Source organism: Dictyobacter sp. Z7_2 (assembly GCF_057551105.1).
This window is the reverse complement of sequence record NZ_BAAJPE010000002.1, coordinates 3,323,707-3,343,204: the sequence shown is the minus strand read 5'-3', so window position 1 is coordinate 3,343,204 and position 19,498 is coordinate 3,323,707. Positions and strand designations below refer to the sequence as shown.

The 19,498-nt window shown below is 50.5% G+C and carries 16 protein-coding genes; 9 read left to right on the top strand and 7 right to left on the bottom strand.

Annotated elements, in window-relative coordinates; genetic code table 11:
• Nucleotides 1-344: 344 nt before the first annotated feature.
• Complete coding sequence (locus AC27N8_RS27605; protein ID WP_487071480.1) at nt 345-1,046, bottom strand: DUF4870 domain-containing protein; 702 nt, start codon at nt 1,044-1,046, stop codon at nt 345-347.
• A 176-nt stretch (nt 1,047-1,222) separates the two neighbouring features.
• Here AC27N8_RS27605 and AC27N8_RS27600 point away from each other — a divergent pair, with 176 nt between their 5' ends.
• Together AC27N8_RS27600 and xylA are read left to right on the top strand one after the other, a co-directional pair.
• Nucleotides 1,223-1,423 (top strand): hypothetical protein, encoded by a 201-nt coding sequence (locus tag AC27N8_RS27600; protein ID WP_487071478.1) that lies wholly within the window; start codon nt 1,223-1,225, stop codon nt 1,421-1,423.
• A 297-nt stretch (nt 1,424-1,720) separates the two neighbouring features.
• A complete protein-coding gene (xylA, locus tag AC27N8_RS27595) occupies nt 1,721-2,935 on the top strand; it encodes a xylose isomerase (protein ID WP_487071476.1) in 1,215 nt (404 codons plus the stop codon).
• 106 nt (nt 2,936-3,041) lie between these two features.
• On the opposite strand, the gene recQ is transcribed toward xylA, so the two are convergent.
• Both recQ and AC27N8_RS27585 read right to left on the bottom strand, forming a co-directional pair.
• A complete protein-coding gene (gene recQ / locus AC27N8_RS27590) occupies nt 3,042-5,243 on the bottom strand; it encodes a DNA helicase RecQ (RefSeq protein ID WP_487071474.1) in 2,202 nt (733 codons plus the stop codon).
• Nucleotides 5,244-5,535: 292 nt separating this feature from the next.
• Nucleotides 5,536-6,657, bottom strand: a complete 1,122-nt coding sequence (locus AC27N8_RS27585; RefSeq protein WP_487071472.1) for a response regulator — start codon at nt 6,655-6,657, stop codon at nt 5,536-5,538.
• Nucleotides 6,658-7,374: 717 nt separating this feature from the next.
• Here AC27N8_RS27585 and AC27N8_RS27580 point away from each other — a divergent pair.
• The gene (locus AC27N8_RS27580) at nt 7,375-8,610 is read left to right on the top strand and encodes a hypothetical protein (protein ID WP_487071470.1); all 1,236 of its coding nucleotides are present in this window, start codon (nt 7,375-7,377) and stop codon (nt 8,608-8,610) included.
• A gap of 124 nt (nt 8,611-8,734) precedes the next feature.
• On the top strand, nt 8,735-9,268 hold the full coding sequence (locus AC27N8_RS27575; RefSeq protein ID WP_487071468.1) for a hypothetical protein: 534 nt from the start codon (nt 8,735-8,737) through the stop codon (nt 9,266-9,268).
• On the opposite strand, the gene AC27N8_RS27570 is transcribed toward AC27N8_RS27575, so the two are convergent.
• Together AC27N8_RS27570 and AC27N8_RS27565 are read right to left on the bottom strand one after the other, a co-directional pair.
• Nucleotides 9,238-9,441 (bottom strand): hypothetical protein, encoded by a 204-nt coding sequence (locus tag AC27N8_RS27570; protein WP_487071466.1) that lies wholly within the window; start codon nt 9,439-9,441, stop codon nt 9,238-9,240. The genes AC27N8_RS27575 and AC27N8_RS27570 overlap by 31 nt on opposite strands.
• Before the next feature lie 128 nt (nt 9,442-9,569).
• Entirely contained in the window at nt 9,570-11,054 is a 1,485-nt protein-coding gene (locus AC27N8_RS27565; protein ID WP_487064900.1) for an IS4 family transposase, read from the bottom strand.
• A gap of 390 nt (nt 11,055-11,444) precedes the next feature.
• Between AC27N8_RS27565 and AC27N8_RS27560 the strand changes: the two genes are divergently transcribed.
• A complete protein-coding gene (locus AC27N8_RS27560; protein WP_487071464.1) occupies nt 11,445-11,705 on the top strand; it encodes a hypothetical protein in 261 nt (86 codons plus the stop codon).
• Nucleotides 11,706-11,719: 14 nt separating this feature from the next.
• Here AC27N8_RS27560 and AC27N8_RS27555 read toward each other — a convergent pair whose 3' ends face one another.
• Entirely contained in the window at nt 11,720-13,702 is a 1,983-nt protein-coding gene (locus tag AC27N8_RS27555; RefSeq protein WP_487071462.1) for an acetoacetate--CoA ligase, read from the bottom strand.
• A 238-nt stretch (nt 13,703-13,940) separates the two neighbouring features.
• On the opposite strand from AC27N8_RS27555, the gene AC27N8_RS27550 reads away from it, so the two are divergent.
• From AC27N8_RS27550 to AC27N8_RS27540, 3 genes are all read left to right on the top strand, one after another.
• Nucleotides 13,941-14,921 (top strand): acetylxylan esterase, encoded by a 981-nt coding sequence (locus tag AC27N8_RS27550; protein WP_487071460.1) that lies wholly within the window; start codon nt 13,941-13,943, stop codon nt 14,919-14,921.
• Between the two features lie 121 nt (nt 14,922-15,042).
• Nucleotides 15,043-15,459 carry a DUF983 domain-containing protein gene (locus AC27N8_RS27545; protein ID WP_487071458.1) on the top strand — a complete coding sequence of 139 codons (417 nt, stop codon included), beginning with the start codon at nt 15,043-15,045 and terminating at the stop codon, nt 15,457-15,459.
• Nucleotides 15,460-15,564: 105 nt separating this feature from the next.
• A complete protein-coding gene (locus tag AC27N8_RS27540) occupies nt 15,565-16,467 on the top strand; it encodes a SirB1 family protein (RefSeq protein WP_487071456.1) in 903 nt (300 codons plus the stop codon).
• Between the two features lie 9 nt (nt 16,468-16,476).
• Here the strand turns inward: AC27N8_RS27540 and AC27N8_RS27535 are convergent, their stop codons facing one another.
• Entirely contained in the window at nt 16,477-18,330 is a 1,854-nt protein-coding gene (locus AC27N8_RS27535; protein ID WP_487071454.1) for a MutS family DNA mismatch repair protein, read from the bottom strand.
• Nucleotides 18,331-18,665: 335 nt separating this feature from the next.
• On the opposite strand from AC27N8_RS27535, the gene AC27N8_RS27530 reads away from it, so the two are divergent.
• Nucleotides 18,666-19,427: a 3-hydroxyacyl-CoA dehydrogenase gene (locus AC27N8_RS27530; RefSeq protein WP_487071452.1), complete on the top strand. Its 762-nt coding sequence runs from the start codon at nt 18,666-18,668 to the stop codon at nt 19,425-19,427.
• The last annotated feature ends 71 nt before the right edge of the window (nt 19,428-19,498 follow it).

Below are 19,498 nucleotides of genomic sequence, written 5' to 3'. Positions count from 1 at the left end.
ATATATCCCACATGGATATATCTCTTTACCGACATATCCAAGATAATTGTAGCACGTATTGAAAAGTTTTCCATGCTAAAAGAGATACTTGGTCCCCTGGTAGGTAGAAAATACTGTTAGCTAGCTACCAATTTCTATACCTATCGTCAATTTCAAATGTCTAAACCATCCGCTATCATATCACAAGAGCAATTTGCATGGCTATATATTTCACTCGAGAGAGAAGAAATACCCTGCCACTCCAGGCACCAATGTAAGCCGACATAGCGGCAGTGAGCTTGATCTCTTTGGCGGAAGAGATCTCAAGCTCAACAAAACCTGTTTGCCGCATAGACACTATGGGTTTAAATGGTTGGGGTAGTTCTCTTCGAGAAGCGAGCGACCAGAGCCTCCGCATAATCTCCCACAACGGGGAGCTTGAACATGACACCACGATACGCCTGGACCATCAATACGACCCAGAGTACAAAACCTACGGTAACAATGAGACCGGTGATGCATCCAAAAAGACCCGAAATCAAGCCGCCGATGAGTAAGAGGTGCCCAAAGAGGCCTCCCAATATCCCCAGTACGATGTAGGCGATTACCAGAGGAGTAAAAACCACGATGGATTGGGCTGCGTGAAATTGCACAAAACGATTTTTACGACCAAAGATGAAGATGCCGATACCTGTAAAGCAGAGCCCTAGATAGCTGATCAAGGCTGCGCGTCGGGCGCTTTTGGTCACAGCGAAGCCAGTCTGTCCCTGACCCTGGCTACTATAACTACCTCTGACACTGCTGGGCGGCACATAGGTGTTCGATTGTTGCTGTCCGGTAGCGTATTGCTGCTGTTGTTGCTGCCCACCACTATATTGCTGGCCTCCCCCCTGGCCATAGACGTAATTGGGATCACTCCGTGGAGTGCTCGCCTGTTGCTGCTGTTGTCCACCAGCGTTATAGGGGTCTTCCGCTGGACTCGATGGATTATAGCCACTATATCCACCATAGCCTCCAAGAGGCTGCGCTGGATCAGGTTGCTGATTCTGATTAGGATTGGTACTCATGAGAGCATTCCTCCGTGCCATAAAGAAAAGAAAAACATATCTATCATATATTACGCCCTGATACGAGAAAGGTTAGACGCTTCTTCCAGGAGATACATCCAGTTTGTGCCAGGAATCGTATTGAAAGTACATATCCTTTCACGTTGTGCAGCCGAAGTCTGAGTCAGGAGACGTATATGTATCACTATCTGGATCACAAAGAAGCAGTTGAGATGTTACGTAAAGCGGGCTTCAAACATGGAGAGATTGATCGGATTACCAGGTTTCGTCAGAAGTTTCGTTTCAGCGAGATGGATCAGAACCGGATGGATCATCGCCGTCTCGAGTTTATGCGCTGGTTATTTAAAAGCGGAAAGATCACAGATTTCGCTAACTAATGCATCGTCATAATCGCATTGCTTGATGCGTTATAGCTATGACCTGTTTGTACATGTAGTTGTATTGTAACCGTTGCCTATCGGTGATAGGCAACGGTCACAGCACAACTGCCCTCCAGAGATTCAGGCCAGAAACCATTTTCCCACCCTTCACATACACAGCGGAGAGCGCCTCTATGCACGCATCACAATCCTGTGACTCGACCATAAATCAACCACAAATTTTGCAATGCTACAGCGGAAAGTCTATAATGAATAGCATCTACGAAACTATTCAAAGATAAAGGGAGACCAACCATGACAACACCAACTCAGTTGACAAAGGAAAGTCTGAGTGATCAATTTGCCCCCAAAAAAACGGATAAATTCACGTTTGGACTCTGGACAGTGGCTAACCAGGGTCGCGATCCATTCGGTGATGTCGTCCGCCCGCCCCTCAATCCAGTCAAGAGTGTACAAAAACTCTCTGAACTAGGAGCCTGGGGAGTAAACTTCCATGATAATGATCTGGTTCCTTTTGATGCCACGCCAGCCCAGAGAGATCAGATTGTGCGCGATTTCAAGCAGGCTCTCAAAGATTATGACATGGTTGTACCTATGGCAACCACCAATCTCTTTTTTCATCCTGCCTTCAAAGACGGTGCATTCACAGCCGTCGATCCAAGCGTGCGCGCCTTCGCATTACAAAAGACGATGCGAGCAATCGACTTAGGTGTCGAGCTCGGCGCAAAAACCTATGTCTTCTGGGGTGGACGCGAAGGTGTCGATAGCGAAGCCAGTAAGAATCCTATCGATGCACTCAAGCGCATGCGCGATGCCATCAACTTCTTAACCGAATACATTATCGATAATGGTTACGATCTACGCATCGCACTGGAACCCAAACCCAATGAGCCACGCTCCGATACCTACTTCCCAAGCATCGGACATATGCTGGCATTTATTTACACGTTAGACCATCCTGAACTCACTGGAGTAAATCCGGAAGTAGCTCACGAGCATATGTCAGGACTCAACTTTGTCCATGGCGTAGCACAGGCACTCGAAGCGGGTAAACTTTTCCACATCGACCTCAATGACCAAAAAGGTCCTCGCTTTGACCAGGATCTACGCTTCGGCAGTGAGAGCATCAAGAGTATGTTCTTCCTGGTGCGCCTGCTGGAAAATGCTGGCTATGATGGTCCTCGCCACTTCGACGCCCATGCCTATCGCACTGAGGATGAGCAAGGCGTCTGGGACTTCGCAGCCGGTTGTATGCGGACCTACAATATCCTGCGTGAGAAGGCGCGTCATTTCGATGCCGATCCAGCCGTCCAGGAGCTTCTGGCAACGATCAATGGTGGCAATGCTGACCATATCTCGTTGCTCAAGGATATCCATGGCGGCTATAGCAAAGAACTGGCCAACCAATTGAAATCCATTGAATTCGACGCCACAGCCCTTGGTCAGCGCGGCTATCAATACGAGAAGCTTGACCAACTCGCCATCGAACACATCCTCGGCCTCCACTAGTAGCGTCGTGCCCTCGGGCACGATGTCCCACTCGACGTACGAAACAGCCCAATCCTGGCGTGCTTGATCGTACGTCGAGTGGGACATCGCACGCTCGCGTGCGATGCTACTGGGGGCGGGCCTGGGCATTTATTTGAGCTCGTACCAGACGAATCTCATCGTATGAGTAGGCCTCTCCCAGTTGATCTTTGATCGGACGAAGCTTTCCGTCTTCGCTCTGCTGCAAGGCCGCAAAGATTGGCGCATAGTGATCAGGTGCCACAAAACGCATGATATCAAGCTGTTCTCCACTTTCAAACGCTTCTACCAGATACTCGATGATGGTCGACGGCTGACGACTACAGGCACCTGCAATCTCCTTCAGATCAAAGCCTTGTTTGGCAAGCTCTAAAGCATGACGACGCACTCCATTCAGCACAGTCGCTGATTTTCTTTCCGTTACCGTGTTACGTGGAATCTGGACCGCTCCAATCTCTGGATGCTGCTGCTGAAAACTCTGGATCTCCACAATAAAAGGTGCAGAGTAGGCAGCGAGCTTCTGTTGACCAACTCCCGGTAGGCGCAAAAAGTCGCTCTGATTAACGGGTAGCGTATGTACCATTGCCCATAAGGTCGCATCCGGAAAGATGACATAGGGCGGCACACCCATATCATCGGCCAGCCTCTTACGCAACGTCCGCAACTGCTGGAACAATGCAACGGCCAGTGGATCGTTGTCTGCGGCGCTCTCAGCCACGCCAGGAGTAGAGGATCTTGTGGCAGCAACCCTGGGTTTCTCGGCCTGTCGCATATAAAATGGTGCATCGCCATTCAGGATCTGCTGCGAGCGAGCATTTAAGTACAGAGTCGAATAATTCTCTTTCCGTTCACTTAAACAGCCTTCGCGCAACAAAGCCCGTCCGATCGTTGTCCATTCATCCACGCTCAAATCACTGCCTTTGCCATAGATCGGCAAAAGATTATGTCGAAAATCACGCACTTTTTGTGTATTGGCACCCCGTAAGACATCTACAATTTGTCGCAATCCAAAGCGCTCACGTGTCTGGCGTACACAGGACAATAATTTCTGTGCTTCGACGGTACGATCTTCTTCTACGGTCGTCATCAGACAGTTATCGCAGTTGTGACAATTCTCGGCGGGCAAGTCTTCGCCAAAGTAGCTGAGCAATAAATGTCGTCGGCATTGATTGCTATCACAGTATGTGATGACTTGCTGCAATTGACGCAGTGCGATGGCTTGCTGTTTCTCATCTGACTTTTGCCCGATGACAAATTCTACGCGCATGCGATCACCATAGCTAAAAAACAGGACACATTTCGCAGGTTGTCCATCACGTCCGGCACGCCCAGACTCCTGATAATAACCTTCCAGATTCTTCGGCAGATCATAATGGATAACCGCACGCACATCGGGCTTGGCGATTCCCATCCCAAAAGCGATGGTCGCCACCAGGACAGGGACATCATCACGAATAAAGCGCTCCTGATGCTGAGAACGCACATCATTGGATAGACCAGCGTGATAGGGCAGATTAGAGATGCCATCCAGAGAGAGATCCGCGCTGAGTTTCTCGACCCCCGACCGGCTCAGACAATAGATGATCACAGACTCTCCACGCATGCCTCGTAACAGATCAAGCAACTCTCCATAGGCACTTTTGTCCTTCTTACGCACTTCATACGAAAGATTGGCACGATTAAAGCTGGCAATATGCACGATAGGATCGTGTAGATCAAGCTGCTGAAGAATATCCTCTCGCACGCGCTCGGTAGCGGTGGCAGTCAGCGCAAGTACAGGCAGATCAGGATAACGCCGACGGACAGCACCTAACTGCCGATATTCTGGACGGAAGTCATGTCCCCATTCACTCACACAATGAGCTTCATCTACGGCGAGTAACGACAGGCCAACGGTTTTTTGGATATGATCGAGAAAACTAAGAAAGCTAGGTTTGACCAGACGTTCGGGGGCCACATAGAGCAATTTCAACTCTCCCCTCATGGCTGCTTGCTCGCGACGTGTCACCTCAGCGTAGGAGAGCGAGCTATTGATAAAGGTTGCGTCAATACCGTCCGCTTGTAAGCGACTGACCTGATCTTGCATTAAAGCGATCAGAGGAGAAACAACGATGGTGAGTCCCGGCAAGAGGAGTGCGGGGAGCTGATACGTGAGAGATTTACCGCCACCAGTGGGCATCAGCACTAACAGATCACGCTGGGCCAATACCGCCTCAACAATCTCTGCCTGCCCTGAGCGAAAAGAATCATAGCCAAAGTACTGCTTAAGAGATTGATCTATATGCAACAAATTCAGTGTACTCCCTATCACAACAGAATAATCATCCAACCCCAACTACCTATCCACAAATGCTACCAAAAGATAAAAGCTTGTCAAGTGCTGAGATCACCTTGTGATCAAAAAAATGAAAATTATATGATACGACTTATCCGCGAGAACTGCGCAGCGCGCCGAGAGGATGGGAGGCGAGGATATCAACTGTATGGATGCAGGCATGACAATAATGATGACTCACAAGCATTTCAGCAGCAACAGAGCCGATACATATCGGCTCCCATGCATGTACAAGATCAAGCGATGATCATATCAATAAGCTATCAAAAAGAGAGTTATCAAAAAGACGACCTCCCGGTTCATACAACTGAATACGTCGCTCATTCAACAACAAGCGTAATGAATGAACAATCTCATCTCTATTCATCTGAGTGATGGTTGTCAGAGCCTCAACGTTTTTCTGTCCGTCGATTGCCATATAGAATTGTCGAGCTCGACGATCGAGGATCGCCAGCACTTCAGGGCTATTTGACCAGAGCAATTCCGGAGCATCGATCCGCCGCGGAATAAACTTTGATAATGCATATAAAGACTGCTGATTTATCGGACGCGCTGGTCCCGCCTCGACATACGATCGCGGTAGGTTGTTCGGCTGCGGCTGTGGACGTGATGGCAGACCGTTGCCAGGTCCCGGAGCCGTACTACGTGGAGTATTTGTCGGAGCATTTATCGGCGTATTCATCTGAGCATTCAAAGGCGTATTCATTTGAGCATTCGACTGCGAAAACTGCACATTGCCATTGACTGGCGCATTCGACTGCGGAAATTGCACATTGCCATTCGCTGACGCATGCCAATTGGAACCAGGTACAGGACCAGGGTTACCCGCATTCACGATATGACGAGGTCCGGTCATACCAGAAACAGGGCGAACACTCTCAATATTGTCTGCGGTTGTGGAAGAGAATCTACGACCTGGTGTTGGCTGTGGGGCAGCCGAGTTCCTGCCTGGAGTCGGGGTAGGCGGTCTCAAAGGAGGTAGTCCATCAGGAGCAGGCTCTAAGAGAACTTCCATCACAACTTTGATTAATTCTTCTTTTTTAAAGGGCTTCGGCAGATACTGTGTAGCTCCCTGGCGCATAGCCCAGAAGCGATCTGATGATGAGTTTTTGGTGCTCACCATAATAACTGGTAGATTATGCCATGCATCTTGAGCACGAATATAACGGCACAATTCAAAGCCACTCATGCCCGGCAACACTATATCCAATACCAGACATTGAGGGGACTCTAACTTCATTATACGTAGCCCCTCTTGTCCATCATTAGCAACTAGCACCTGATAACCAGCACTCTGTAGAGCTTGCCGCATAAACAAACACTGTGTATTACTATCATCAATAACAAGAACTTTGGGCGTAGTCACCATGTTCGCACCCCCATTTTCACACACAAATCATTCCGTGCGGTAGCCAATAAGCTATATCTCATCTTGAGTCACAGATAGAGCCGCTATGTGTGATAAAGATTGTAACCATTCAGCCTGCTTTCCCTGACCCAATGCGAAGCAAACTTACACTCGATAATCTGGTCATCGGAGGGGGCAAGTAGCACTGAAAATTAACGCAATATATTGTTAATAAGTCCGTCTCATTTGAGGAACAAATACAAGTAAAAGACACCTTGGGGTGTCCTGGTTAAACAGGCCCCAGACATACATACTACCTACCGCACACTTACCCCACAAACAACTGATGCCAATACCAGGTAGCTGAACTTTATAGTATCATCTTAGCAAACAATTAAGCAAATATAGGGACAAGTTTAACCAAAAGGTACTTTTTACTGTCTGGTTGCTCATCTTAATAAATATGGTATAACAACTCATATCTACCAGCATAGCCTTATCATCTTCTTATACTTCATCTACAAGCTAATCCACAAGAGATTATCTCTGCTCTACCAGCGCAAAACGCGTAGAGTTTCATACAGGCAAATGGTCGCATTTATCACAATATTTTCGCCTTGGATGAAAGTAGTGATCGAAACATAGCAGATTAAAAAAACATATGTTACTATGAACAACAAAAGGTTGGGAAAATACACGTCTATCGTTAATGACTACATTGGATAGGAGACTGCTGTTATGGCTCAGTCAGAAGTCCATTCAAACGCATCGGTTACATCCAGCACTCTGACAGGTGCGAACACCCATGTCAATGAACGGATCTTACGCCGCACAAGTGCATGGCTGCTGCTTTTCTTTTTATTACAAGGTGAATTGGGAGCTGTCTGGGATCGCGAATGGCATGCGTACGTCGGTCGAGATCAATTCTGGACACCGCCTCATACGCTTATTTACACCTGTGTCGCAGGAGCAGGCATCGTTGCTTTAATCGTTGTCCTCTGGGAAACGTATCGCTATCGTCACCATGTGCCCGATGTCAACGATACATCGACCGTACCGATATTTCGCTTCTTTCATGCTCCCCTGGGCTTCAGCGTCCTTGGCTTTGGGGCACTGCTGGCTCTGATTTCGGCTCCACTGGACAATTACTGGCATGAGCTTTATGGCATCGACATTGCATTGTGGGCTCCATTTCACATGATGGGTGTTACAGGCGGCCTGATTGGGATGCTGGGTATGGTCTACGTTTTCGCCTCCGAAGCAGCAATAGAGCGTCAGAGTAAGCAGACTCCCAGGCGCTATCTTGGGCTGACATTACTTGAAATCGGCATCGTGATGACAATGGCCAGCGTACTCAATTATGTACTTACAGGCTTCTTGCAGTTTCCACTGATCTCCATTGGAACCATCCAGATCTCGACGTATCCATTACCATTGATTACCGGCTGTATCATGTTCATGATCGCAGCAAATCGCACCACGCAGAGAGCAGGGACAGCGACACTGGTCGCCATACTCCTGATCGCTCATACAATCGTCGTCGAACTCTTTGTCCCCTGGGCCATCCGCTTCTCAGTGGCACAGCAAGGCATCCCATATCGCGATCCCAACGTCACGCCATCATTTAGTCTGGCGTACGCCTTCTTACCGATCGCCTTCATTGTATCAGCACTCCTCATTGACTTTGTCGCATACAGGCAGAAGCAACGCACAGGAGATATCAACCTTCCAATGAAGAAGAATCTCATTCTAGGCATTATTAGCGCCATCCCTATCATAGTTATCACGCCCTTTGTATTGTTATCGTACACGCAATACGCGCCGATTATCCTGCCGGAGCAAGGCATCCCGATCGAAGCAGGATCAATGATCATCATAGTGATCGCCGCAAGCGTAGTCATGCTCGGCATGGGTGCCTTTGGCGCGTGGCTGGGCGAAGATTTTGGCGATGTCTGGCGCTGGAGCAAGCACTAGCAACAGATGCAAGCACAGCTAATGACTCAATGTGCTTGCTCACAATATATATGCATGCGGACCCGTCGTCACGATCGTGAGCGTTTCCGCATGCCACGCCATGAAATATAAAAGAGGTTTTTCTATGAAAGCAATTCTGCGCATGATCACAAGCCTCGGCTTGACCGGTGTCCTCTTCTTGATCGTGACGACGGGTATTGCCAATGCAGATAGTAAGCCGGCACTCTCACAGACAGTTTCTGCCGGCAGCTACATTGTCACCATCAACGTCTCAAAAAACCCACCATACACGAGCGAGCCCTTTACAGTCAACGTCGTCCCCCATGACACATCGCTGAAGCTCACCGGAAAAGTCATCATGGAGCCTGGATCAGGCACCGATGGCATCAACATTCCAACCAACCTCAAGGCTGTCGGAGATAAAACTGGTTCACTTCAGGCAACGGTCCAGATCCCCGTACGCGGAGCCTGGAATATCGCCGTTGCGCTGGATGGTCCACGCGGAACGGGCAATGCCAGCATCCCGGTCACTGTAGGAGCTCCCGGCGCCATGCCTCCCTGGATTGCATGGACGATTGGAGCCTCTCCATTGCTCTTCATCGCCTTCTGGGTAGCCAACCAGCATCGCTATCGCCGCAAGCTCATAGCAGCAGCCTGACACACTCCCCAGCCGTAGCGTCGCACGCTGGCGTGCGATGTCCCAGTAGCTCGTATGAGACAGCCCGATCTTGGCGCACAACGCTGGGGTGCCTGATCGTACGTCGAGTGGGACATCGCACGCCAGCGTGCGACGCTACTACTCTGTAAAAGGTCATCGCGCCGATGTCGCATTGAAAACGCGATCCCAATGAGGTGAGAGGCTCGCCGACGTAGCGCCGTGGTCTTGTGCCCAATACTTCTCAGTTAAACATGTTTCTTTTCTTCTGTTGTTCACCATTGTGATGGTCAGAAAACGGATCTCATGCGATGACCTCCTGGGGTGGGGAGGGCTTTTTGCTCTTCCACTCCTGTTCACGTGGATCCACCCCCTCTGGTCGCTCCCAGATCTTCACAAAATCGAGGAAGCTTTCTCCTGGAGCAAAGGTCGCATAGGGAGGGACGTCCCGCTTTTTTCGATGCCATTTCTGGTAATACAGCTTGAGCTCCCGTCGGTTCATGCGGACACGCTGTGCGGGCAAGAGCGTGAGCATGGACACGTGTCGGATGAGGCGGTCCAGCAGCCAGCTTTGACACGAGGGATCAGCCAGAAGACTCTCTCTGATTGCTTCTTTGAGTGCATGCTTGGTCTGCGTAAAGCTGATCTGATCCGCATCGACCTGTCGCTGAGCGGCTGCCTCCCATTTCACCGCGCTCACCGCATAGTGAGCCAGGAAAAGGGCGTACACCTCTTGCTTTACCCCCTCAGGCGTTCGTGAGCGCAGCACGTTGATCTGCTCTCGCAAGGACGATTTGATTTCTTTCAACATCGTCTCCACTTCCCAGCGTTCACGGTAGATCTCGATGAGTTCACTGGCAGGGTAAACCTGTTCATCCAGCAGCGTCGTTGCCAGTCGATAGCATCGTCCGGGCGTGCCAAATCTGGCATCTGTCATCACATACTCGATCACACGGATCGTAACGGGGCGTGTCCCCTGATGGTTGCTCGCACGACGATTGGGGGTGACGGTGGTCAGATAACTTCCATCGCTGAGACGTTTCTCGACGCGACGTCCCACGGTGCTGCTCAGTGCACATATCACCTGGGCGTTGAGCGTATCCTGCACGTGTTCAAAAAACCAACTGCTGAAAAAGCCACAATCCCCCAGAATGAGCATGTCGGATCTCACGTGGGGAAAGAGCTTGGGCAAGGCATGGATCTCGGCCTGCGCGTGCGTTCCCAGAACCACATCAAGCACGCAACGACTTCCACATTCTATGAGTGCCACCGCTTGAATTTGGGGATAGGGACCCTCACCATGCTGGTTGGAGGAACGCCCAAACGCTTCGACGTTGGCCGCCGTATCAGGCACATTGAACTTGGTCCCATCAAGAGCTACCAGACGATGCCCTCGATAAAAGGAGGCGGGGTGACGGCTGCAATGGGCTCGCGGGCGACAGCACGCGATCATGACGCGATGGAGGATGTCCGCATCAAAGCGTTCCCGTTGATAGCTGATCGTTCCCGTCGAGAGGGATGGGAAGATCTCTGATGGATGCAGCAAGGCAAAGGGATGGGCCAGTGCATGCCACACCCGGTGCTGAGACTCGTCGGGGCAGAGCCCGTTCATGAGCAGTTGAAGGAAGAACAGGGTTCGAGTAAAGACGCGTGTGCGGCGTTGCTTGGCTGGGAGCAAAGATGCAAAGCACGTATCGAGGATCTCTTGCGGGAAGAAGGACAGCAACAGATGTCCGTTGAGCTGGTCACTCAATTTGTCTTGAGCCTCAATATGGCGTAAACTATACATGAAGAAGTTCCTTTCTGGCGACTGGAATATCGGTATAAAAAGAGTGTGCCAGAAAAGAACTTCTTTTTCTATCTCTCTAGGATATTTTTCTTTGCCTAACTGAGAAGTATTGTGGTCTTGTGCCCGGCGGCCAGTTCACGTGCGAAACTGCTGAATATCAGCCCCCACATGCACAATTGCATTTCTTTTCGAGCAAGAATAACAGGCAGAACGATCTTCGTCGCATGATTTTTCTCTTCTTTCACTATTGCGTGACAAAATTGAACAGTACGTACGTCACGAGGCCGCCGGGTACGTCGCGATCAAGCGAATTACAAGACCACGGCGCTACGTCGGCAAACGTGGATGCCTCGTTCAAGGGGTCATCCCTCTTGTCCGGGCAACGTCGCGATGACCATTGACAGAGTAGTAGCGGCGCGGCTCCGCCGTGCTGTCACGCCCCACACGAACACGTCCCATGCGCATCTGAAAGCAACGCAGACGAGACGATCCACGGTGGGAAGATCACGCAATGGAACCCCATGGGGAGCGTGGTCGGACGAGTCACAGACAGCACGGCGGAGCCGCGCCGCTACGTCGGTGAGCCTCTCACCCCATCGCCTTCTGGAGCTGTTTTGGACACACATCACCAATACCGCATCGGCGCGATGACTTTTGACAGAGTACTACGTTGGAAAGATGCGTTGGGCTACTTCTATAAAGTAGGTAAGCGTTTGTGGATTGCTCAACGCATCAAGGCTGACGGCCTTTTCGGCCGGAACGCCCATAAAGATCCGCTTTATAGGGACTTCAAGCTTCTTGCCACTCAATGTGCGCGGCACCTCTGCTATGACAAGGATTTCGTCGGGTACGTGATGAGGTGAGACGTTTGTCCGTAAGGCACTTTTAATCCTCTGTGTAAGTGACTCATCCAGTGTAACTCCAGGTCCCAGGACCACAAAGAGTGGGAGATAATATTTTCCATGTGGTAGCTCTATTCCTATGATCAGGCTGTCAAGGATTTCAGGCAATCCCTCGACGACACGATAGATCTCACTGCTCCCCATGCGAATGCCCATACGGTTGATGGTTGAGTCTGAGCGCCCATAGATGACGGCGCTACCACGGCTGGTGATGCTGATCCAGTCTCCATGTCGCCAGATGCCCGGATATTGCGCAAAGTAGCTCTCTTGATAGCGTTGATTGTCCGGGTCGTTCCAGAAATATAAGGGCATCGATGGCAATGGCTGCGTCACTACCAGTTCGCCCACCTCATCAACCAACGAGCGCCCCTGCTCATCAAAGGATTGCACCGCGGCTCCGAGCGAGCGACACTGCAATTCTCCTGCATAGACAGGTAAGACAATTGATCCTGTAACAAAGGCCGAGCAGATATCGGTACCACCACTGACAGAGGCGATCCATAGATTCTCTTTCACATGCTCATAGAGCCAGTGGAAGCCTTCTGGAGGCAATGGAGAGCCTGTCGAACCAACACAGCGTAACGCACTCAGGTCAAAGATTTGACCCGGCTCGATGCCAGCCTTCATACAGGACGTGATATAACCAGCGCTGATGCCAAAACAGGTCATCCGACTATCCTGTGCCAACTGCCAGAGCGCGGTGAGATCAGGATAAGCTGGACTGCCATCGTATAAGATGATGATCGAGTTGACTAACAGCCCACTAATCAAAAAATTCCACATCATCCAACCAGTCGTCGTAAACCAGAAAAAGCGATCCCCTGGCTTCAGATTCACATCGAAGGTCAACGCCTTCAAATGCTCAAGTAGGATACCACCATGCCCCTGAACAATCGCCTTAGGCAATCCAGTCGTGCCCGACGAGTAGAGAACCCACAATGGATGCTCAAAAGGAACTTGCGCAAAGATCAACTCGGCCGGCCGGCTGATGAGATCTTGCCAGAGCAGGCTACCACTCAGATCAACCGGGGAAACTTCTGGATGCAGATAGGGGACGATGATTGTCTGCTTGAGCGTCGGCAATGCTTGTTGCAGTTCTCGGATCGTCGTCAGGCGCTCAAAGACTTTTCCACCGTATTGATAGCCGTCAACCGCCAACAGAATGGTTGGTTCGATCTGTGCAAAGCGATCAATGACGCTGCTGGTGCCAAAGTCTGGTGAGCAACTTGACCAGATAGCTCCCAGACTGGCACAGGCCAGAAAGGCGATCAACGTCTGAGGAATATTGGGCATATAGGCAACGATACGGTCTCCCGCTTGCACCCCTAAGCGCCGCAATGAATCTGCCAGTGCGCCAACAGTCTGCCGTAATTCACTCCATGAGATCTCGGTTAGCTCCTGGCGCTCCGAGCGAAAAAGGAGCGCAATCTGCTCCTCTGTGGCATGACGAAAGACGTGCTCGGCGTAGTTCAGGTGTGCACCAGGAAACCAGGACGCACCAGGCATCTTACGATCCGCCAGGACAGTTGTGTATGTTTGAGATGCCTGCACCTCAAAATAGCTCCAGAGAGAGGCCCAAAAGTCTTCGATCTCTTCCACCGACCAGCACCAGAGCTCTTCTCGACTCTGAAAAGTCAGCCCCCGCTCCCTTGCCAACCAATGCATATACCGAGTCACATTTGCAGTGCGCTGATCCTCTGCGGATGGCGACCAGAGAGGCTGTTCTTCGCCAAATGGATTGTCCATGTGTCATGCTGCCTTTCATCAAAACGGTGCAGTATGTTCGCCCTGGTAAACCAACTATTTGATAGAAAACATCCTATCTATTCCTATGAACAGTATATCTCATATTCAGGAACAAACAGAGCACTGCGCCAAAATCTACCAGACAAGCAGGCAGTGAAAAGCTTGACAGTGCTGATGCCTATACTTATCATTATCAACATACCCTTATTTTCGTTCTCTCAGTAGAAAGAAATAAAGAATGATTGTCGACAAACCACTTGCCGAGCTAGAACATTATCAACCAGCCTTAACACGCGCCAGCGATTTCGATGCGTTCTGGGACTCTACCCTGGCGGAGAGTACCAGTCAGCCGCTCAATGCAGTCACAGAAGTCTATCCATTCCCAAGCGATCGTGTGACGGTCTATCGCGTGCGCTACGATGGCTTTGGAGAGCATACACGCATCGCCGGATGGTATATCGTTCCCAATGAATCCTATCGTTTACAGGTTGATGGCAAGACGCCAGCGATCATCCACTACCATGGGTATAGCGGCTCTAAAGGGCTACCGATCAAATACATGGGATGGGCGCTACAGGGCTATTGTGTCCTGGCAGTCGATACGCGAGGCCAGAGTGGTGAGACTCCGGATAATCATATCTACGAGAGCGGCAGCGTGCTTGGCTGGATGACCAAAGGGATTGCACATCCACGCTCATATTTTTATCGCTACGCCTATATGGATTGCGTACGGGCAGTCGATTTCATACGCAGCAAGCCAGAGGTTGGCGCAATTATCTTAACGGGAGCCAGTCAGGGCGGAGGCTTAACGCTGGCAGTGGCGGCTCTGGCGCAAGATAAAGGCATTGTGGCAGCGATGCCCGACGTTCCCTATCTCTGTCATTTCAGACGTGCGGTCGAGCTGTTCAGCGAAGGGCCATACGCAGAACTCGTTAACTTCTGGCAGAAAAATCCCTACGATGTCGAACAGGGCTATCAGACGTTGAGTTACTTTGACGGTATGAACCTGGCACCACGTATCACCTGCCCCACTTTACTCTCAGTTGCTCTGCTGGATACGATCTGTCCACCATCGACGGGCTTTGCCGTCTATAACCATCTCACCTGTACCAAGACGCTCAAAATCTATCCCTATAACCAGCACGAGGGCGGCAGCGATTTCCAGGAAACCGAGAAATGGAGCTTCGTACAAAAGATCTTATCCCAGCATAACCAATAGCGTCACAGGTAGCTCTCATCTGTTACAATATGAGATATACGTGTTCATGTAGATAACAAGAGACACTTGATATCCCATAATTGACCACGCATTGACATCAGGAGAGATAGAGAGAAAAACAATGTCGAGATTTTTTACGCTTTTGGCACGTGGCTTAGGTCAGCGTTGTCCTGTATGTGGTCAGGGAAAACTCTTTCGTGGCGTATTTAAGATGAATGAGAAGTGCGCCGTCTGTGGCTTTAAATTCGAACGTGAGGCCGGCTACTTCACAAGCGCGATGGCGATTGATCTGGTCGTCAGCGAACTCATCGCGGCAGCCATCGTCTTGCCACTGGCCGCCAATTTAACCATTCCAGCCTTGAACGTAATGTTAATCGGAGGCCCTTTCGTCGTGTTGCTCCCTCTGATACTCTACCGCCCTAGCCGCAGTATCTGGCTGGCCATGGATCATTATCTCAACCCGGCCTCCGGCGATGACTTACCAAGTGAATCGCCCCTGTTACAAAAGTCTCGTGGTATCCGCGACGATTGGCAATAACACGTACAGATAGCCTGACAGCTATCGACTGATACAGGATAAAGGTGGTGAAATGGATGGCGAGACTTGCTTATTGCAGGCGGAATATGGTTAAATGCCAGCAGCATGACAGATAAATATTCACAAAAAGCAGCACAACAACGCACATATCAGGCATTTACCGCGCTGATGATGGATGACGAAAACAAGATAGATCTGGCACAGGCCGCCCTTTTGATTGCCAGCATAGCGTATCCAGACTTAGATCCCACTCCATCGCTGACTCAACTCGACGCGCTTGCGCGGCGAGTCAGGGAAGTGCTCTCACTTTCGGAGGATGATAAGCTTGCAGACCTTATGGAGGCTGAAAACTCACTCTCTCCCCTGACAGTCATCGCAGCCATCAACCAGGTACTCTTCACAGAAGAACACTTCCACGGCAACAAAGAGGATTATAATAATCCCAAAAACAGTTATCTGAACAAAGTTCTGGAGGAGCATACGGGACTTCCCATCAGCCTCTCAGTACTCTACATGGAGATTGGCAAGCGTATCGGAGTACAGATAGATGGTATGGGATTTCCTTATCATTTCATGGTACGCTATCACTGGTCCGAGGGCAACATCTACATCGACCCATTCTCTGATGGACTCATCTTGAACGAACAAGAATGCATGGATCGGTTGCAGATCATCACCCGTCATCACGCGCCTTTGCATCCACGCTGGCTAGAGCCAGTCACGCATAAGCAGATCCTGATACGGATGCTCAATAACCTCAAAGGCATCTATATCAACAAAAGCGACTTTGAGCACGCACTGGCCGTCAGTGATCTCATCATCCTTATCCTCCCCCACGCCAGCATTGAACAGAGAGATCGCGGCTTTCTCCATCTTGAGCTCAAGCATTACGGTAAAGCCATCAAAGACCTCCAGGCCTATCTTGAGCTCAATCCCGAAGCGAGCGATCGCTATGAGATCCGCAAACATATCAAAGGTCTCAAGCAGACTATCGCTCAACTCAACTAACGCCGTCGCTCAGCCATCGATAGGTAGACCCTCCAAAGCCATGATTTTCAGAGCGTTGGTGGTGGGACATGGCCCATCGCGCAGGACATAATCAAAGGCCATGTGCCCTTCGATAACTTCTTCCCTGAAGTGTTTGTTGCTGACTTGCGGGACAGTATCAGCCAGGTTGACAAGTTCCAGGTCGTGGGTGGAGATCAGGCCAACACAGTTGCGTCCAACCAGCGCTTTGACGAAGGAGCGACTCCCGATCAGGCGCTCACGGTTATTGGTGCCTTTGAAGATCTCATCCACCAGAAAAAAGAGTGGCAGTTGATCGGGCTGCTTGACAGCATCCAATAACGCATGCAGACGTCTGACTTCAGCATAAAAGTATGAGTAACCGTCGGTGACGGAGTCGGTAACGCGTAGGCAGGTGAAGAGACGGAAGAGAGATGTCTCGAAGCTCAGGGCATTCACGGGACCTCCCGCATAGGCCAGACAGAGATTCACTCCCAGCGTACGAAGGAAGGTACTCTTGCCTGCCATATTCGAGCCCGTAACGATCACTACCTCTCCCAGCTCATTCAGGCCAAAGCTATTAGTGACTTTCTTATCCATGGGGATCAGTGGATGACCAAGCTCTTGCGCTTGAAAAATGACTGGCATCGCTACTTCTGCTTCCTGCGCGAATTCAATCTGCGGCATGATGTATTCGGGATTCAAATAGGCAAAAGAGGCCAATGAGCAGAGTGCTTCAAGCTCAAACCAGGTATCCAGCCAGATAGGGAGGCGTTCCTGAAGCTGCGCTTTGTAGGATAATAATTTGTCCGCACAATAAAGATCCCAGGGTACAAAGGCGTTGACAAGCAGCCAGGCGATACCGTTGTTCTTGAGGGTAGCTGCTGAGGAGATACGAGCCGTCCCTTTTAACAAGGCGGTTGGACCACTCTTTTGCTGCTGATAAAAAGGAGCGCACAAAGCCTCAAGCTTTGAATGCGTACGATACGGATAGGTCTCGATGTAGGAAAAGATATGACTTAATGTGCCAAAGCCATAGCGTAGATAGGTCGCATCCTCAAAGATATCGCCACGCCTATTGCCCGTGCCAAAGAAGAGCAGGACACCGGCGGCGAGCGTATAAATCCACAGCATGGGCATAGCAATAAATAACGAGGCCACAAATAAGAGGATAGTCAGCAAGTTTAAACCGGCCGAGACCCAGAGTAAAGGGCGTAGCGTGGAAGGAGGATCTTGTTTCCCCAACCAGTTCAGCAAGCGCTCTCCCTCTAACTGCTCAGATTTGCCTCCAGATGCCAGGAGAGAATTCAGAATCAGTCGATCACGAAAACGTGTCAGAGGTTCCAACTCGCGCACCAGTGCCTGCCGCTGCTGGATGATGTCCAGATCGGGCGCGGTCTGGAGCAGCCAGTCGCGCAAACGCACACTCCCCTCCCGCGAGATACCGGTATTCACCAGACGATGAAGAGAGCGTGGTCCCGTGATATCTAGATCCACTTCAAAAGGATGATCTATGACCGACGATGAAGAGAAGACCTCCGGGATATGATCCCAATCCAATTTCATACGGGCGACATGGGCTGACTTGATATGCATCCAGAGTGTGTGTCGAGCGATGCTCCGATCAATCTGACCATGAAAGTGCGCCACGATCCCAAAACAGATCATCGAGAGCACAAAGACGATCAACCCAATCCACCAGACAATCAGGACGGCAAAGATCATCGCGAGCGCAATCCCCACGAAAAAGATCGCCACACGCGACCATGAATAGGTATTACTGCGCGGCGTCTGAGCATCTATACGTCGCTGGAGGCGGGCTATCTGCGCCTCCAACAACTGAATACGTTCTTGCTTATTATTCACGATACAAGTTAATCCTTTGGCAATCTTTAGCATGCTACACACGAGAGTCTAGCACGTCGCAATCATTGCGACAAGGGACGGCTCACCGATCGAGCATCACTGGCCTGCGTATGTGATAAAATCACAGAAGAGTGTGAAGCAGAAGGACAGGCGTATAAGCTATCAGAGCAGAATCCCCACCCATAGCTGTGAATAATATCAGGTTAATTCATGCCATCCCCGTTATTTTATACGTCTAAAGCACAAGATGGTTAGAACTCAGACATTTGTACCAGTAATCATGTGGTAGCGATGATGCTATATCACACCACATCAACGCAGAAAGGTAACGTCACATGCAGATAGCGAACAAAACGTTTCTGATTACAGGTGGAGCATCAGGATTAGGAGCCGCAAGCGCACGACTCCTGGCTCAAACGGGTGCCAACGTGGTCATCGCCGATGTTAATAGCGAGACTGGCTCAGCCCTGGCACAAGAACTCTCCAACCGGGCACTTTTCGCCCAGACAGACGTCACCAGCGAAGCCAGCGTGCAACAAGCCATCAAGAGCACTCTTGAGCGCTTCAACGGACTGCATGGCGTGCTGAATTGCGCCGGTATTGGCATCGCCGAGAAAGTACTCAGGAAAAGCGGTCCCGCCAGCCTGGAATCGTTTACGCGCGTCATCAACATCAACCTGATCGGCACCTTCAACGTCATCCGCCTGGCCAGCGAAGTCATTAGCAAAAACGAAGCGTCCGAGAGCGGCGAGCGCGGCGTGATTATCAATACCGCGTCCATCGCGGCCTTCGATGGGCAGATGGGGCAGGCCGCCTATTCGGCCTCTAAGGGAGGTGTGGTGGGGATGACTCTTCCAATCGCACGCGAATTTGGCCGCTACGGTATCCGCGTCGTCGCCATCGCTCCCGGCATGTTCGATACGCCAATTCTGGGCATGATGCCTGCCTCCGCCAAGGCCGAGCTGGCTCAAAAGATACCATTCCCTCAGCGTATGGGACGTCCAGATGAGTTTGCGGCACTCGCCAAACATATTCTGGAAAACGAGATGCTCAATGGCGAGGTGATTCGGCTGGATGGCGCTCTACGCATGCAATAGCCATCACAGGATGCATCGTCATAACATTTACCATACATGACAATGCATCCTGGCAGGTCACAAATATGTAT

What these genes read in the sequence shown, in the direction of transcription:
- xylA (WP_487071476.1), top strand. Translation starts at nt 1,721, where the DNA reads ATGACAACACCAACTCAGTTGACAAAGGAAAGTCTGAGTGATCAATTT.
- AC27N8_RS27565 (WP_487064900.1), bottom strand. Translation starts at nt 11,054, where the DNA reads ATGTATAGTTTACGCCATATTGAGGCTCAAGACAAATTGAGTGACCAG.
- AC27N8_RS27605 (WP_487071480.1), bottom strand. Translation starts at nt 1,046, where the DNA reads ATGAGTACCAATCCTAATCAGAATCAGCAACCTGATCCAGCGCAGCCT.
- AC27N8_RS27600 (WP_487071478.1), top strand. Translation starts at nt 1,223, where the DNA reads ATGTATCACTATCTGGATCACAAAGAAGCAGTTGAGATGTTACGTAAA.
- AC27N8_RS27530 (WP_487071452.1), top strand. Translation starts at nt 18,666, where the DNA reads ATGCAGATAGCGAACAAAACGTTTCTGATTACAGGTGGAGCATCAGGA.
- AC27N8_RS27570 (WP_487071466.1), bottom strand. Translation starts at nt 9,441, where the DNA reads ATGCGACATCGGCGCGATGACCTTTTACAGAGTAGTAGCGTCGCACGC.
- AC27N8_RS27540 (WP_487071456.1), top strand. Translation starts at nt 15,565, where the DNA reads ATGACAGATAAATATTCACAAAAAGCAGCACAACAACGCACATATCAG.
- AC27N8_RS27585 (WP_487071472.1), bottom strand. Translation starts at nt 6,657, where the DNA reads ATGGTGACTACGCCCAAAGTTCTTGTTATTGATGATAGTAATACACAG.
- AC27N8_RS27580 (WP_487071470.1), top strand. Translation starts at nt 7,375, where the DNA reads ATGGCTCAGTCAGAAGTCCATTCAAACGCATCGGTTACATCCAGCACT.
- AC27N8_RS27575 (WP_487071468.1), top strand. Translation starts at nt 8,735, where the DNA reads ATGAAAGCAATTCTGCGCATGATCACAAGCCTCGGCTTGACCGGTGTC.
- AC27N8_RS27560 (WP_487071464.1), top strand. Translation starts at nt 11,445, where the DNA reads ATGACCATTGACAGAGTAGTAGCGGCGCGGCTCCGCCGTGCTGTCACG.
- AC27N8_RS27545 (WP_487071458.1), top strand. Translation starts at nt 15,043, where the DNA reads ATGTCGAGATTTTTTACGCTTTTGGCACGTGGCTTAGGTCAGCGTTGT.
- AC27N8_RS27555 (WP_487071462.1), bottom strand. Translation starts at nt 13,702, where the DNA reads ATGGACAATCCATTTGGCGAAGAACAGCCTCTCTGGTCGCCATCCGCA.
- AC27N8_RS27550 (WP_487071460.1), top strand. Translation starts at nt 13,941, where the DNA reads ATGATTGTCGACAAACCACTTGCCGAGCTAGAACATTATCAACCAGCC.